Below are 15180 nucleotides of genomic sequence, written 5' to 3'. Positions count from 1 at the left end.
TACTCCAATCCTTTAAAAGTTAGTTCAGTGTAGTAATCTACACTAGGTGCGACTGCCCGTCGCACAAAAATGCCTTACCAATCATCGGCAAGGCATTCATGCTTAAACCAGCTTATTCCCAGATATAACTTCTGTACGCCTCACTCAGCAGAAGAAATTGTTCCTTATCTCCTGTATCAACGGAGTGATTAATTGCCATTTCAAGCTTCTGTTTATTCCAGTTGAAACATAATTCATCCAGTACCAATTGTGCCGTCAGTCTTAACTCATACGAAATTTCACGTTTAGCATAAAGTGTTTTCCCTGTGTAACGATAAAACCGGTAACTCGCTTTTTGCCGGTTCATGGAACACTCCCCCTTGTTCCTTTTTTCCATTATCCTAAAAAATCGTAAAAGTTGCAAGGGTAAATTATTAAAATAGGTTGTATTTTCAGTAAATATTTTTTTCCAGTTGTACTCTCCCTACTATGGATTAATGTTGCGATAGCCGAGAATACCCGCCACCAGTGCAAAAACCATCAAAAGGCTGGCCATCCATATGATATTCCCTTTCATCATGACAGCAATCACTGGCGGACCGGCAGCAACCCCAATAAAACGCATGGCTGTATAAATAGAAGTGATTACACCTCGGACACTTTTTTCCAGGCTTTCCGTGATGAGCGCATCCAAACACGGTAGTGCCATGCCAATACCGACACCGCAGACGAAAAAGATGGACAGCAAATAAACCGGGTGATCCATGAACGGAATAACTGCAACCGAGGCACCGGCGAGAATAATTCCAACAAAAGTTACCCATTTCATTACGGTCAGTTTCCCCTTTATCATTCGGCCGCTTGTAAACGAAGCAATAGATAGGGCCAGCAGTGGTATCGCAAGCAGGACACCTTTCCATATACCTTCATAATCGTATTTATCTTCCAGAATACTGGATAAGTAAAATAAAAATCCAAACAAAATAAACATGAGGATGGCACCGATCGCAAATACAGCCACAAGCCATTTGCCATGTTCTTTAAGGACATCCTTTGCAAATGCCATATATTCCTTGAATTTTGTACGCTCCTCTTCCCCGCCCTTATCTTTGATTAGGAATATAACCATCAGCACAGAGATAGCACAAAATACCGGAATTGAGTAAAAGGGAAGGAACCAGACAAGCGCTGCCAGAGCGGCACCCAATATTGGACTCAAAACTTTGCCTATTGTATTGGACGTCTCAATGATACCAAGTGTTGTGGTAGCTTCTTCATCATCTTTAAATATATCGCTAACAAGTGGAAGCACAATCGGGAATGCACCCGATGCACCAACTCCCTGCAAAATTCTTCCAGCCACAACAATAAGAAACGCATCATCCATCAAATGGGATGCCAAGCCGGCTAGCAGACCCCCAATTCCGGTAATAATCAAAGCCGGGACAATTACCTTTTTCCTTCCAAACCTGTCTGATAAAAAACCTGCTACCGGAATCAGGAAAATGGCCACAACTGAATAAGCCGTAATAATGTAGCTCGATTCAAGTTTTGATATATTCAACTCTTTTTCCATCACAGGCAAAATGGGAATCAGCATGGAATTTCCAAGCGTCATAATTAACGGAATTGATGCCAGGGACAGAACAGCCCATCGCTTTTCCTTCTCACTGAATTGACTTTCCATAACTGCATTCATCCTTTTATAAGTAATCAACACTACCATTAATGTTTACCCAGTGTGCTGAATTATCCGGAACTGAAACCATCCACATTTTTCCGAAAAATAAACAGCAAAAACTTTTAAAAAATAAAAAAGCCACCATAACAGGCGGCTTTTCTTTCTGTATTCATGTCACATCGTCAGGAGAAAGACAGTGACAATGGCACCGGCAACAACTAAAATGACATTCAGTCCAAAATATGCAAGTACAATAGCTACTGCACCACCAAGCAGGCCAATCAGCGGCTCGTCTGGAATGACACTCATTATCCCGGGAAAAATAAGTGCTCCCAAAGCGGCATACGGAATCGCATTCAGCCAGCGGTTAATCCAGTCTCGGAATTGCAGCTTATCTACAATAAATGCGGGGATAACTCTTGGAATCATTGTGACAGCTGCCATACCAATGATGATTGCGATAATCATGATGCATCCTCCTTCAACAGAAATACAGCGCTCCATCCGCCCAGGACTGTACCGAACACAATGGCCCAGCCATCACTCATAAACTGGCTGAATACGGCATTAATCAGCATGGCAATCGCAGCAACTAAGCCGACTCGCCACTCTTTTTTCACCGATGGGATCAGCAAACCGATGAACATTGCATATAACGCAATACCCATGCTCTGGCTCAACTGTGCCGGAATAACCTCCCCGAGCACCCCACCTAAAAACGAGCCCCCAATCCATGCAAGGTAAGCTGTTAATATGAGTGATGCGTAAAAATAGGCGCCTTTTTCCATTTTGGCTTCTTTCGTATGCAATGCCGATACTGCAAATGTCTCATCGGTCAATCCCATCGATAAAGGCACTTTCCATTTCATCCCGAAATCCCGCAAGCGATTCATGAACGACAAACTCATGACAAAATGACGGAAGTTAAGCACGAATGTGGCCACGATAATTTCCATTGCCCCGGCACCAACAGCAATCATGTTTGCTCCCATAAACTGACTGGCACCAGCAAAAACCATCACACTCATCAATGTCAGTTCCGTCAGTGACATGCCGGACTGTTTTGCCAGCACACCATATGTAATCGCTATTGGCAGATACCCAAGCATAATCGGGAATCCAACTGCTGCGCCTCTTTGAATCATATGTATTCTTGGGGATGTATGTTGTTTTTCCACTAGTTCTGTTTCCATTGATTGCCGTCCCCCCTAAGTGAAAAATTATGCTTATTATACCTTATTTTAATTCAAGAAAAAAGTAATTGAATTCGGAAAAATAAGACGCTGTTTGTTTGTTTCCTCTTGTTATCCGATCACGAACGGGAAAATGCATATTGACAAGTTCCGGACATACCATGTATAGTCATAGTAATATTTTAATCGAATAAAGCATCCGTGAATGCGCAGTAGATTCTTTACCGGGCAGCAAACAGCGACAGGGTGGCCGGTGCAAACCCTGGCAAGTAAGGATCGAATTACACATTCAAGATTAAAACGGATATGTTTCATAAGCGGGTGAGCGTCCCACAGATACCGGAAATCGGTAGCGGTATTTTCTGGACTTTGACACTCACCAAGCAGGGTGGTAACGCGGAGTAAAGCTTCGTCCCTATTTTGGGATGGGGCTTTTTTTATTTATACAACAAAGGAGGTTACTAAGTTGTTTCCTATTGAACCGAAACACCAGCCATCTCTTGGCGAATCAATTGCTATTTTCTTCTTAACGATTGGACTTATCAGTTATTTCTTAATTAGTCTTGGCACCCAGCCACACATCCCAATTCTTATTGCTATTATGCTTACAGTCATTTACGGACTCAGCAGGAAAATTCCGTTTAAAGATCTCGAGGAAGGGATGATAGCCGGTGCTAAATCAGGGATGGGGGCCATTTTCCTATTCTTGCTCATCGGAATACTAATCAGCAGCTGGATGATCAGCGGAACGATCCCAGCACTAATCAGCTCCGGATTCACATTGATTGGCGGTACCTGGTTTTATGCCATAGCGTTTGCCGTAACAGCGATTATCGGGATTTCACTTGGAAGTTCTCTAACCACAACGGCTACCATTGGCGTTGCTTTCATTGGTATGGGGACAGCCATGGACGCATCGATGGCGATAACAGCGGGTGCCGTTGTATCTGGCGCCTTTTTCGGTGATAAAATGTCGCCGTTATCCGATACGACGAATCTCGCTTCAACAATTGTCGAAGTGGACTTGTTTGAACATATCCGGCACTTGAGCCTGACAACGATTCCTGCTTTCATCATTTCATTCTTGCTGTTTGCTTTTCTTTCGCCGGATGAATCGGTCGGCGTGGCAAATCTGGACAAATACATGGCTGCCCTGGAGGAAACCGGCCTAATCTTCTGGACTTCCTGGATACCGCTTATCGTGCTGATTCTGGCAACCATTTTTAAAATTCCAGCATTCATCTCACTGGCTGTCAGCAGCATGACAGCTACTATTCTGGCCGGCATAACCAGCGAGATCGCCTGGACGGACATTTGGGCAATCTGGTTCAATGGCTATACAGCAACAACCGGCTTTGAACCTGTCAACAGTCTTCTGACAAAGGGTGGAATCAACAGCATGCTGTTTACTATTTCCCTTGTTATCCTGGCACTTGGATTCGGTGGTTTATTATTTGTCACAGGAATCGTCCCGTCTATTTTGTCAGCGTTCCAGGAAAAACTGCAGAAAATCAGGGCAATCATCGCCTCGACAGCTGCAACAGCAATTGGTGTGAATGTGCTGATCGGGGAGCAATATCTTTCCATTATGCTCACAGGAGAAACGTTTAAAGGTGTCTACCAAAAAGCCGGGCTGTCCAACAAAGCACTGTCCAGAACATTGGAAGACGCCGGCACCGTAATTAACCCGCTTGTTCCTTGGAGTGTGTGCGGTGTCTTTATTGCCGACGTCCTTGGTGTTCCAGTGCTTACGTATTTGCCGTTCGCCTTTTTCTGCCTGCTCAGTCCAGTCATCACCATATTATTTGGCGGGAAAACCATCATAAAGAAACAAAATGTATCCCCGTGACCGTCAGACAATAAAACTTAGTTTCTAAAAGAGGCTGAAACAAAAGTATAGAAGCAACGAAAAATTCGAACGATGATTTTGGATATCAAATCAGTCCGGATTTTTCGTTTTTTATAACGTTAGAAAGCATGAATGATGGATACCTTATAAGAAATACTTCGGCATCCGCCATAAGGCCGGGCCTGTTTACCGGTGTAGTTGATGTAAACTGCGACATAGTGAACAATTTGTGTGCTATGATACCGCTACAGAAATACACTTGGTGCTCGTCGTGTTGCAAGTCTTTGGGTGAAGACTTTTCCGATTTTCGCGCGACTTTCGGCCCGGATCGCGCGACTTTTCCGATTTTCGCGCGACTTTTGGCCCGGCTCGCGCGACTTTTCCGATTTTCGCGCGACTTTCGGCCCGGCTCGCGCGACTTTTCCGATTTTCGCGCGACTTTCAGCCCGGCTCGCGCGACTTTCTCGATTTTCGCGCGACTTTTGGCCCGGCTCGCGCGACTTTTCCGATTTTCGCGCGACTTTCGGCCCGGCTCGCGCGACTTTTCCGATTTTCGCGCGACTTTCGGCCCGGCTCGCGCGACTTTCGGCTACCCCAACGTAGCAGTTACGTCGCAGTTTATAGACATTGTTCAGCAATGTTTCATTCTCTAAGGTGATGCAAAAAATCCGCACGGCTGCAACTGTACTGCCAAACTGCAGCGATTATTGGCAATACTACAGCGATTCTCATCAAAAAAACTCCCCTCGTGAAAGGGAAGTTTCATTCCAAAATAGCCACTAATTTGCGCAATCCGTCCAGCAATCGTGGCGAAGGTCTGCAGTACAATGACTCTTCAAGGACGTGAATCCTGTCTTCCTGAATGGCCTTCATTTCATTCCAGCCAGGCCTTCTCTTCAAGAGCTCCGGCCGCATTTTGGATTCCTTCACGCCAACCCAGACCATGCAGATGTGATCCGGCTCTCGCTGTTTGACGTCATCCCAGGTCGTCTGGACGTTTGCTTGATTTTCTGTATCAAATATATTTCTGGAACCGGCCAATTCACTGATTTCCGTCAGCCAATTCGTGCGTCCAGGTGTAAAAATGGGCTTAGGCCACCATTCCCAATACAGAGTTGCCCTTTCCGGTTTAAGCGAAGCCTGTTCACGAAATGCTGCCACTTCCGCGCGAAATGCATACGCTTTTTCCTTGCCATGCCCGGTCTCTCCCAGTGCTTTGCCAACATACTCGATGTCACTGGCTATTTCTTCCAGTGAGTTAGGGTCCAGGGTAATGTAAGGCAATTCTCTCTTTTCCAGTGCTTCGATATTCTTTTCCATACCGGGAACACTTAATGAAGCTATTACCAAATCCGGCTGCAGCGCTTCCACCTTATCCATATCAATGGAGAGATCAGGACCGACTTTCGGCAATTGCTGGACTTGTGCAGGCCAATCAGAATAATCATCGACGCCGACAAGCAGTTCAACCCGGTCAAGATAGGCCATAATTTCTGTATTACTCGGGCAAATGGATACTACGCGCAACTTACTCCTCCCCCTCCAGATGCTTTATTTATCCTGATCAGTCGTCAGCAAAGGACCGTCTTTTGTAATCACAACAGTATGCTCATATTGCGCCGAGCGTCCTTGATCAACGGTTCGTGCCGTCCAATTGTTGGAGTCCATTTTGCTCTGCCAGCTTCCTTCATTGATCATTGGTTCAATCGTAATCACCATGCCCTCTTTTAACCGTGCGCCTTTATTTGGCAGGCCAAAATGAGGGATATGTGGTTCCTCATGAATGGTTGGCCCAATTCCGTGTCCTGTAAAATCGCGGACAACGGAGAAACCTTCCCCTTCTGCATACGTTTGGATAGCATGGCCGATATCGCCAATCCGATTACCGGGCTGGGCCTGCTCAATGCCTTTGTACAGAGAGTTTTTGGATACCTGCAACAGCCGTTCACCCGCTTCATCGACCGTTCCGACCCGGTATGTCCATGCAGAATCGGCAAGACCACCGTTCAGGTTGACCACCATGTCTATCGTGACAATATCTCCATTTTCCAGTTTTTCATCTCGTGGAAAACCATGACAAATTTCATCATTGACGGAGGCGCAAGTGGCAAATGGGTAGCCACTATACCCTTTTTGTTCAGGTGTGGCACCATGATCAGCCAGAAACTGATCGGTAAATGAATCAATTTCCTTTGTCGTCATTCCCGGTCGTATCATTTTAGCTATTTCCTTATGACACTTGACGAGCAGATCTCCTGCCGCCTGCATCTTCTCTATTTCGCGTTTGCTTTTCCGTGTTATCATCTCGGACTTCCTTTCTGAATCAAGTTCACTTCCCATTAATCAAACTGCTTAAAAATAGTCTTTTGCATAATAAATTTTGCCATTAATGATATTCGTTTCATCCGTTAAAATATCGACAAGAACGCCGCCAACAACGTCGGTGTCTTTCAGCTGATTATTTCGCTTATATTCCCTGAAATTGTCCACATCTTTAAATGCATCCGCATCACTGGCCCGGATCTTCTCCTGCATATTGGTATCCATCACGCCGGGGCTGAATGCAATGACTTTACTTGGCGTGTTCAGTTCCTCTTGTTCCAGTGCGGCTGTTCTCGTAAACATATTGATACTCGCCTTGGACGTGCAATAAGCACTCCAGCCATACACAGGTCTCTCCGCTGCACCAGATGTAATGGTTGTTCCAACAAATTGTACATCCTTTTCAGCAGCCTGTTTCAGGAAGTTATTCATGAATACCATTGGTGCTGTTGTATTCACCCGAATATGGTAAGCCAGATCAGCACTCTGGATATTCATCGACTGGTCAATCGGTTCCAGCACTGCGGCATTGTTAATCAGATAAACCGTCTCTGGATCCTGGTTAAAGACGGATTCACTAATTTCTATTGCCAGTTCCTCTACTTTCTCAATATCACCCAAATCGCAGGAATAGTGCTGATAGGTTATATTGTTCGCTTCCGCAAACTGATTCAGTGATTCATTCGGGCTTCTGGAAATTCCTATAACATGCACACCTGATTCCATCAAAAGTTTAGCAGCTGATTCTCCCAAACCCTTCGATACACCGGTTACCACTGCAAAACGCATACTGATTGATCCCCCTAATATTGACATATGGTCGTATGGTACCAAATTTCTTTCTCGTTTAATTACTAGCGCCAAGCTTGAGAACGGAGCAATTGCTTTAGCCTATCTAACACGTAGGACGATTAATTTTCACTGCATTCGAGTAATCTCCCAGCTAAAATTTTATACTTTCCTAACGTGTGAAAGTATACTTATTTTACAATAACAATGGCCTGGCTGCCCATTTGTTCCCAAGCTTTTTCAAAATTCTCCCGGCCGACTTTCTGATTTTTCTGTCCGTACGGGTTATTTACATACACATAATGTTCATCATATCCAGTCACCACGGCACTGTGGACATCAAATGATATATCCATACTGCCTTCTGGTGTATTCCATGTCTGGAAAGCTGTCGTTGGGACAAAGTTCACTGTATTAATCACCCACACCGGCAATCCATGTGAAATATAATGATACAGCAGTTCCACAGGTTTGCCAGTCAAATCAATGGCCTTATCACCGGCGTACTTCTGGGCAAGTTCATGAATGGGACCGTGGTAAACACTCAATCCCGGCCCATTCTCCATATCCCCGACAAAGCCCTCATTCGGATTCCCCTTTTGGCCATCCTCATAGGTTAAAGGGACACGGGGAACCTCGGCAGCTAATTCATTTTTGGTAGTTTCATACCCATGATAATTTAACACCATAGCAAGGCTGGCAACTTCGCACCCATTATACAGCCTCGGCTCATCCATTTGATTAATCAGTGGCACATCCACAGGGGCCGTACTCACAGGTGTTTCTTTGGCGATCGTTTTCAGAGAAGCTGTTTGTGCTTTGAAAACGGCCTCCGATTGTGTTATCTCCATTACTTTCTTTTCCTCGAGGCTAGTTACATTCTCAGCAGTCGCCTCAGAAAAAAATTCTTTATTATCACATGCAGTCAGTGAACCGAACAGCGCCAGCAGCAACAACCACCGTAAACGGCTCTTCATCATTTGAATTGTGCACCCCTGTTAAGCAATAGTTGACTAAAAGTCTTATGATTCAAAAGCGACTCGCGCAATGACAGCCACGAAATCTGTTGCTCCGTATGACTGCTCTCACAGTAGAATATCACCGGCGAAAATCTGCTTAATCGTTATTGACTTCAGCCCAATAACGGACAAGGGTCTCCATCCCTTTATCAAAACTGTCCAGCGGGAAACTTTCATTTGGAGAGTGTAGCCGGTCATCCGGTGTTCCAAACCCAAGCAGCACAATCGGAACGTTATAGATGCTTTCAATCCATTCCACAACAGGTATGGAGCCACCCATCCGTACATAAACAGTTTCTTTCCCGAAGGCTTCCGTGTAACTTTTCGCAGCTTTTTTAATCAATGGATGATCCGGATCAACTTTATATGCTTTAGCCGACAGCTTTTCTTTTTTTACATCGACCGTGACACCGGATGGCGCTGCTTCGTGCACATGCTTCTCCAGCAACGACTGAATATGTTCCGGATCCTGACCAGGGACAAGCCGGCATGTGATTTTTGCACCCGCCTGTGATGGAATAATCGTTTTCGTTCCTTCTCCCTGATAGCCGCCGAAAATACCGTTAATTTCAAACGTCGGCCGTGCCATTGTATGTTCTTTAGCGGTGTAGCCTTTTTCAGATACAGTCTCGGTTGCACCGGTCGATTCCCGGTAATCTTCACCTTCGACTTTAGCAATTAGTTCCCGTTCATGATCAGAAAGCGGCTCAACGTCATCATAAAAACCATCAACTGTGACCACTTCCTCTTCATTCTTCATGGAAGCAAGAATATGACTTAAGGCTATAGCTGGGTTGCGGACAGCCCCGCCATACATACCGGAATGCAGATCATGATCAGGTCCGGTTACATTAATTTCGATTCCGGTGAAACCTTTCAATCCATATAAAATAGTCGGCTGGTTCTGGGCAACCATTCCCGAATCCGATATGACGGCAAAATCAGCGCCAAACTGCTCTTTTTTGTCATGAAGCATGGTATACAGATTTTCGCTGCCGATCTCTTCTTCACCTTCAATGCATACTTTAACATTCAACGGTAATTTTCCTTCTGTTTTCATATATGCTTCAAAAACAGCAAGGTGCATGAAAACTTGCCCTTTATCATCACTTGAGCCACGGGCATACAGTCGGCCATCCCGTACTTCCGGTTCGAATGGATCACTCTCCCATTGATCAATCGGGTCAACAGGCTGCACATCATAATGGCCATAAAATAAAACAGTCGGCGCATCCGGCCCGGCCTGATTATATTCGGCATATACAAGCGGGTGCCCACCCGTATCCTGCTGCTCAACATTTTCAAAACCAATGTCATTTAAGTACGATTCCAAATAGGACGCCGCCTGTTTAATGTCATCTTTATGTACACTGTCGGTGCTGACACTTGGTATAGACAAAAAATCATGCAACTTTTTCAACAGCTGGTCACGATTGTCGGATAAGTACTTAATTGCCTGTTCACTCATGCTTACATACCTCCATTCTTTTGTTCCATTTTAGCATATTACGCCAAAAAAACGAATAGAGCGACTGGAATCGGGGGTCAAATGTTGAATTAGCGTTCGTGGGTAATGGCAGTGACTAACGATTTGGTATTCCAAGCGGTGCGGTGGGGCGCATTCGGGCGTTCATTACCTTGATGAGTGACCGAATGGCGATTCCTCCCTCGCATTCGGGCGTTCATCACCCTGATGAGTGACCGAATGGCGATTCCTCCCTCGCATTCGGGCGTTCATCACCCTGATGAGTGACCGAATGGCGATTCCTCCCTCGCATTCGGGCGTTCATCACCCTGATGAGTGGCCGAATGGCGATTCCTTCCTCGCATTCGGGCGTTCATTACCTTGATGAGCGACCGAATGGCGATTCCTCCCTCGCATTCGGGCGTTCATCACCTTGATGAGTGACCGAATGGCGATTCCTCCCTCGCATTCGGGCGTTCATCACCCTGATGAGTGACCGAATGGCGATTCCTTCCTCGTATTCGGGCGTTCATTACCTTGATGAGTGACCGAATGGCGATTCCTCCCTCGCATTCGGGCGTTCATCACCCTGATGAGTGACCGAATGGCGATTCCTCCCTCGCATTCGGGCGTTCATCACTTTCAAATCAAAATAAAAAACTGACCCCGGTACAATACCGGACCCAGTTCCAGCAAGCTGTCTATTCTAAACGTCCCACTTTATGGGATCCCTTCCAACATTATTTCAATGCCTGTTCCATGTCTTCAATCAGATCATCCGCATCTTCAATCCCTACTGAAACACGGATCAGCCCATCCGCGATACCCAATTCTTCCCGTCTGTCTTTCGGAATCGACGCGTGCGTCATTTTCGCCGGAATGGAAATAAGACTTTCCACCGCTCCAAGACTTTCAGCCAGTGTATAATACGCTACACGGCTTAAAACCTTTTCAGCTTCCTCGCCACTTCCGGCATCAAATGAAATCATCCCACCGAAACCAGTGGCCTGCCGTCTGGCAACTTCATGCCCTTCATGTGCGGGAAGTCCAGGATAATAAACAGTGCTCACTTTCTCATGGTTTTGCAGAAATTCTGCCAGTTTGGCTGTATTGCGCTCAACTGCTTCCATCCGAATTCCAAGCGTTTTAATACCGCGCATCAAGAGCCACGAATCCTGTGGTCCAAGCACCCCTCCAGCTGAATTTTGAATGAAGTGGATTCTTTCTGCCAAATCACTGGAACTAACCGCCAAAAGTCCTGCCACCACATCACTATGACCACCAATGTACTTGGTTGCACTGTGCAATACAATATCTGCACCCAAATCTAGCGGCTGTTGCCAATATGGTGTGGCAAAAGTATTATCAACAATTAGAAGCAAATCATGTTTTTTGGCGAGTTCTGCCATTTTTGTAATATCTGTAATTTTTAACAGTGGATTTGTCGGTGTTTCAATATAAAGCGCCTTCGTATTTGGTTGAATGGCTGCTTCAACTCCCCCTGCAATGCTCGTATCCACATAGTCATGTTCCAGATTAAATCGATTCAGTACATTTGTCATCAGGCGGTAAGTCCCGCCATAGACATCATCCGTCATCACAACATGGTCACCTGATTCAAACAGCATCATGACCGATGTTATTGCGGCCATACCGGAACTGAACGCAAATCCGGACTTCCCATTTTCTAAATCAGCTACGACAGATTCGAGCGCATGCCGGGTTGGATTGCCAGTCCTGGAATATTCGTAGCCACGGGGCTTCCCGGCCGAATTCTGTTCATATGTGCTTACCTGGTATATAGGGACCGATACAGCACCCGTTTGTTCATCTCCCGTAACACCGCCGTGTATCATTTTGGTTTTTGCTCGCATCTCCATTCTCCCTCCCCAATCTATCCTGGATAAATGCCCTTACTGAGATATCGGTCACTGCCATCAGGCAATACCGTGACAATGGTCGTTCCAGGCTCTGCATGACGGGCTTCTTTCAGGGCAGCATACATCGCCGAACCTGAGGAACTGCCAACCAATAATCCTTCTTTATTTGCCAAATTTTCAGTCATTGAAAAAGCATCTGAATCTGCTACCGTATAAATAGAGTCAATCAATGAGCGGTCAAAAAATTCCGGGAAAAACTCCATGCCGATCCCCTCGGTTTTATGCGGACCGGGTTCTCCGCCAGCTATAATTGACCCCTCTGGTTCTACAATAACAGACTTGATATTCTGTTTTTTCTCTTTTAAATAACGTGAAATACCCATAAATGTTCCGGCAGAACCTGCACCAGCAACGAAAATATCAATCCCGCCATTAAGGTCACGCCACAACTCAGGTGCCAGTGTCTTGTAATACGTAGCCGGGTTTGTCATGGAAGCAAACTGCTGCGGCGAATAACTATTAGGTGTTTTATCCAGAAGCTGCCGGGTCTTCTCAATCGCACCAGCCATGCCCTGGTTACTCGGCGTAGGTATAATTGTCGCTCCCAACGCTTTCATCAATTGCTGTTTTTCAATGCTGAATTGCTCCGGAACACAAAAAATAACCGATAAGTTTTTATCCAGTGCAGCGAGTGCCAAACCGATTCCGGTATTTCCAGCAGTTGGTTCGATAATAGTTCCACCAGGCTTTACTTTCCCGCGGTTTAAGGCATCATTTATCAGTTCAACACCCAATCGATCCTTTACACTTCCGCCCGGGTTATAAAATTCTAGCTTCGCATACAAACGAACCCCCTCTGGCAGGGGGAACTTCGTCATTTCCAATAACGGTGTATCACCAATTAACTGTTTGATGGAATGGAACAATGCCATAAACATCGCCTCTTACTCGGCAAAGACTTGATGCCATTCATCTTTTCCGGCCAGCATCTCTTTGGCAATAGCCTGTGCACCATCCAGGCTATGGTTGGCCGCCCAGCCGCACTGAACTTCATTGCATGCCGGAACTTCCTCCGCTTCCAGCACATCGTTCAGTGTTTTTTCAAGTGCCTCGACAACATCATCGTAACTGTCATTATTTAGAACAGCCAGATAAAATCCGGTCTGGCAGCCCATTGGACCGATATCCAGCACATTATCCAGGTGATTGCGAATGTTTTCTGCCATTAAATGTTCAATCGAATGCAGCCCAGGCATATCCATATGGTCTTTATTCGGCTGTTTAAAACGGATATCGTATTTATATACTTTATCCCCGCTTGTTCCTGTCGTTACCCCGACGAGCCGTACGTATGGTGCTTTCACTTTCGTATGGTCAAGGTTGAAACTTTCGACGTTCATTTTTTCCGACATGACAAATCGCTCCTTTTATTGTTTAACCGCTTTTATTATCCAGACAAAATCATTCATCTGTTCAAATGTAACATGGAAGCCAGTTGATGTGAAAATGCGCCTCAGCTCGGCCAGTGTTGTGTAATACTCCCTTTCGAGATCTTCTGCCAAATCCATGAACCCTTGTTCCCTGGCTTTATTTACCATTACTGCTTTATGTTCAACGGTTTCAAACACTGTATCCGCAAAAACAATCCTGCCCATTGGCTGCAAAATCCCTGCAAATTGTTTTACTGCACGTTCTTTTTCTAGATCTGTCAAATGATGAAAAGCAAACGAACTTACAATCGTATGCACTGGTTTAGAGGGGTCCGGAAAATGGATGAAATCACCTTCAAATAAGGAAAGGGATGGCAGTTTGCCGGAAGCCTTTTCCCGCATAGCCGCTGATGGCTCTACCCCTGTCACTTCATATCCTGACTCCATCAATTTTTTGGTTAAATTGCCAGTGCCAACGCCAAATTCCAGTATATTTCCGTGTGAATGATTGACTACTTCATTTAAAATAATATCATATTTATCAAAAACAGCTGCATACTGACGGTCAATACCTTTCACACTGTCGTCATACGTATCGGCCCATTCCTCAAATATTCCTAAAAACTCACGCCCCATCTGTTGTCATCTCCATCACTCCATTATTCATAGTAAACAACTATGTTTAATATGGATTATATGCATAGAATAACAAAAGTTGAGCCTAATAGCAATTAGAAGTACTCGGTTTCTGACGTAAAAAAAACGAGTGCGCACAGAATATGTGGCACTCGTTTCTTAATTGTTTCAGTCTTTGTTTTGTGGAAAGACCCGTTCAATCATGTTGCCCATCTGGTCAAATAGGCCTTCAACCGGCTCTCCGTCATCAGCATCATCTGCATAGTTTCCGGCCAGATCAAAAAAGTCAGGGTTTGTGGACACATATACATTATCCACATCCGAATCGACCGATTTCACAATCTTGGATATCTCCTGTTTCACTTCATCGGTAACTTCATTGCCGCGGTCACCATTATTGTTATTATTCGCATTGTTGTCCTGGTCTAGCTCGGCAGCGACATATGCATTGTTATCGGTTTTGACTACATATGCGTTGTCAATCCCATCAACCTTTTCACTTATTTGATCTGCAGCTTTATCAGCCAGTTCATACTGATCTTCGCCATTGTTATTGCCATTGTTGTTATTCCCGCGATTGTCTGTATCCCGTGTCTGGTTGCCATTGTTCAACTCGTTATTGTTACGGTTGTTCATATTATCACCGCGGTTATCTGCATCACCGCCATAACGAGTCTGTTCCACATTGTTGTCATCGCCATTCTGGTTGTTCGGTGCGTCATCGTTTCCATTATCTGCCTGGCACGCACCAAGAACAAACACTGCTGCAAGCATCATGCTATAAATTTTCCATTTCATTTGAGCTAAATCCTCCTTCCTGATTTGGTCTTAGTCTGCATCAGAAGGGCTGATTTATTCGCTCTCAGAAATTGGCAGGCACACCATTTTTGAATCAGACAATATAAATGCTAATCAGGGGAGACTATAAATGATCCTT

At 45.2% G+C, this 15180-nt stretch carries 16 protein-coding genes; 2 read left to right on the top strand and 14 right to left on the bottom strand.

What is annotated here, in order from left to right; genetic code table 11:
• Positions 1 to 112: 112 nt before the first annotated feature.
• The 4 genes from ACFSUO_RS12225 to ACFSUO_RS12210 all read right to left on the bottom strand — a co-directional run bounded on the left by ACFSUO_RS12225 (position 113) and on the right by ACFSUO_RS12210 (position 2853).
• Positions 113 to 346: an IDEAL domain-containing protein gene (locus ACFSUO_RS12225; RefSeq protein WP_382394452.1), complete on the bottom strand. Its 234-nt coding sequence runs from the start codon at positions 344 to 346 to the stop codon at positions 113 to 115.
• Between the two features lie 120 nt (positions 347 to 466).
• Positions 467 to 1666 carry an MFS transporter gene (locus ACFSUO_RS12220; RefSeq protein WP_382394450.1) on the bottom strand — a complete coding sequence of 400 codons (1200 nt, stop codon included), beginning with the start codon at positions 1664 to 1666 and terminating at the stop codon, positions 467 to 469.
• A gap of 168 nt (positions 1667 to 1834) precedes the next feature.
• Positions 1835 to 2128: an AzlD domain-containing protein gene (locus ACFSUO_RS12215; RefSeq protein ID WP_382394448.1), complete on the bottom strand. Its 294-nt coding sequence runs from the start codon at positions 2126 to 2128 to the stop codon at positions 1835 to 1837.
• On the bottom strand, positions 2125 to 2853 hold the full coding sequence (locus ACFSUO_RS12210; protein ID WP_382394446.1) for an AzlC family ABC transporter permease: 729 nt from the start codon (positions 2851 to 2853) through the stop codon (positions 2125 to 2127). The genes ACFSUO_RS12215 and ACFSUO_RS12210 overlap by 4 nt, the downstream gene beginning before the upstream one ends.
• 466 nt (positions 2854 to 3319) lie before the next feature.
• Here ACFSUO_RS12210 and nhaC point away from each other — a divergent pair, with 466 nt between their 5' ends.
• Both nhaC and ACFSUO_RS12200 read left to right on the top strand, forming a co-directional pair.
• Positions 3320 to 4702 (top strand): Na+/H+ antiporter NhaC, encoded by a 1383-nt coding sequence (gene nhaC / locus ACFSUO_RS12205; RefSeq protein WP_382394444.1) that lies wholly within the window; start codon positions 3320 to 3322, stop codon positions 4700 to 4702.
• 284 nt (positions 4703 to 4986) lie between these two features.
• A complete protein-coding gene (locus ACFSUO_RS12200; protein WP_382394442.1) occupies positions 4987 to 5355 on the top strand; it encodes a hypothetical protein in 369 nt (122 codons plus the stop codon).
• Between the two features lie 109 nt (positions 5356 to 5464).
• Here the strand turns inward: ACFSUO_RS12200 and ACFSUO_RS12195 are convergent, their stop codons facing one another.
• The 10 genes from ACFSUO_RS12195 to ACFSUO_RS12150 form a co-directional block, all read right to left on the bottom strand.
• Positions 5465 to 6229, bottom strand: coding sequence for a cobalamin-binding protein (locus ACFSUO_RS12195; RefSeq protein ID WP_382394440.1), 765 nt, complete (start codon positions 6227 to 6229; stop codon positions 5465 to 5467).
• Positions 6230 to 6253: 24 nt separating this feature from the next.
• Positions 6254 to 7006: a type I methionyl aminopeptidase gene (map, locus tag ACFSUO_RS12190; RefSeq protein ID WP_382394438.1), complete on the bottom strand. Its 753-nt coding sequence runs from the start codon at positions 7004 to 7006 to the stop codon at positions 6254 to 6256.
• Between the two features lie 48 nt (positions 7007 to 7054).
• Positions 7055 to 7813, bottom strand: a complete 759-nt coding sequence (locus tag ACFSUO_RS12185) for a (S)-benzoin forming benzil reductase (protein WP_382394436.1) — start codon at positions 7811 to 7813, stop codon at positions 7055 to 7057.
• Between the two features lie 191 nt (positions 7814 to 8004).
• Complete coding sequence (locus ACFSUO_RS12180) at positions 8005 to 8664, bottom strand: C39 family peptidase (RefSeq protein WP_382394464.1); 660 nt, start codon at positions 8662 to 8664, stop codon at positions 8005 to 8007.
• 265 nt (positions 8665 to 8929) lie between these two features.
• The gene (locus ACFSUO_RS12175) at positions 8930 to 10300 is read right to left on the bottom strand and encodes a dipeptidase (RefSeq protein WP_382394434.1); all 1371 of its coding nucleotides are present in this window, start codon (positions 10298 to 10300) and stop codon (positions 8930 to 8932) included.
• A gap of 737 nt (positions 10301 to 11037) precedes the next feature.
• Positions 11038 to 12171, bottom strand: a complete 1134-nt coding sequence (locus ACFSUO_RS12170; protein ID WP_382394432.1) for a bifunctional cystathionine gamma-lyase/homocysteine desulfhydrase — start codon at positions 12169 to 12171, stop codon at positions 11038 to 11040.
• A gap of 20 nt (positions 12172 to 12191) precedes the next feature.
• Positions 12192 to 13109 (bottom strand): PLP-dependent cysteine synthase family protein, encoded by a 918-nt coding sequence (locus tag ACFSUO_RS12165; RefSeq protein WP_382394430.1) that lies wholly within the window; start codon positions 13107 to 13109, stop codon positions 12192 to 12194.
• A gap of 12 nt (positions 13110 to 13121) precedes the next feature.
• Positions 13122 to 13589, bottom strand: coding sequence for an S-ribosylhomocysteine lyase (locus ACFSUO_RS12160; protein ID WP_382394428.1), 468 nt, complete (start codon positions 13587 to 13589; stop codon positions 13122 to 13124).
• A 15-nt stretch (positions 13590 to 13604) separates the two neighbouring features.
• On the bottom strand, positions 13605 to 14243 hold the full coding sequence (locus tag ACFSUO_RS12155) for a class I SAM-dependent DNA methyltransferase (RefSeq protein WP_382394426.1): 639 nt from the start codon (positions 14241 to 14243) through the stop codon (positions 13605 to 13607).
• Positions 14244 to 14411: 168 nt separating this feature from the next.
• Entirely contained in the window at positions 14412 to 15041 is a 630-nt protein-coding gene (locus ACFSUO_RS12150) for a YhcN/YlaJ family sporulation lipoprotein (protein WP_382394424.1), read from the bottom strand.
• Positions 15042 to 15180: the final 139 nt, after the last annotated feature.

It is taken from the genome of Lentibacillus juripiscarius (genome assembly GCF_042685205.1).
In the GTDB taxonomy this organism is placed as follows: Bacteria; Bacillota; Bacilli; order Bacillales; family Amphibacillaceae; genus Lentibacillus; species Lentibacillus juripiscarius.
Note: the sequence above shows the minus strand (reverse complement) of the source record. Positions and strands in the feature narration are given on the sequence as shown.

Coding starts and splice junctions, on each gene's coding strand:
- ACFSUO_RS12225 (WP_382394452.1), bottom strand. CDS start 346: ATGAACCGGCAAAAAGCGAGTTACCGGTTTTATCGTTACACAGGGAAA.
- ACFSUO_RS12220 (WP_382394450.1), bottom strand. CDS start 1,666: ATGGAAAGTCAATTCAGTGAGAAGGAAAAGCGATGGGCTGTTCTGTCC.
- ACFSUO_RS12215 (WP_382394448.1), bottom strand. CDS start 2,128: ATGATTATCGCAATCATCATTGGTATGGCAGCTGTCACAATGATTCCA.
- ACFSUO_RS12210 (WP_382394446.1), bottom strand. CDS start 2,853: ATGGAAACAGAACTAGTGGAAAAACAACATACATCCCCAAGAATACAT.
- map (WP_382394438.1), bottom strand. CDS start 7,006: ATGATAACACGGAAAAGCAAACGCGAAATAGAGAAGATGCAGGCGGCA.
- ACFSUO_RS12185 (WP_382394436.1), bottom strand. CDS start 7,813: ATGCGTTTTGCAGTGGTAACCGGTGTATCGAAGGGTTTGGGAGAATCA.
- ACFSUO_RS12180 (WP_382394464.1), bottom strand. CDS start 8,664: ATGGAGATAACACAATCGGAGGCCGTTTTCAAAGCACAAACAGCTTCT.
- ACFSUO_RS12175 (WP_382394434.1), bottom strand. CDS start 10,300: ATGAGTGAACAGGCAATTAAGTACTTATCCGACAATCGTGACCAGCTG.
- ACFSUO_RS12170 (WP_382394432.1), bottom strand. CDS start 12,171: ATGCGAGCAAAAACCAAAATGATACACGGCGGTGTTACGGGAGATGAA.
- ACFSUO_RS12165 (WP_382394430.1), bottom strand. CDS start 13,109: ATGGCATTGTTCCATTCCATCAAACAGTTAATTGGTGATACACCGTTA.
- ACFSUO_RS12160 (WP_382394428.1), bottom strand. CDS start 13,589: ATGTCGGAAAAAATGAACGTCGAAAGTTTCAACCTTGACCATACGAAA.
- ACFSUO_RS12155 (WP_382394426.1), bottom strand. CDS start 14,243: ATGGGGCGTGAGTTTTTAGGAATATTTGAGGAATGGGCCGATACGTAT.
- ACFSUO_RS12150 (WP_382394424.1), bottom strand. CDS start 15,041: ATGAAATGGAAAATTTATAGCATGATGCTTGCAGCAGTGTTTGTTCTT.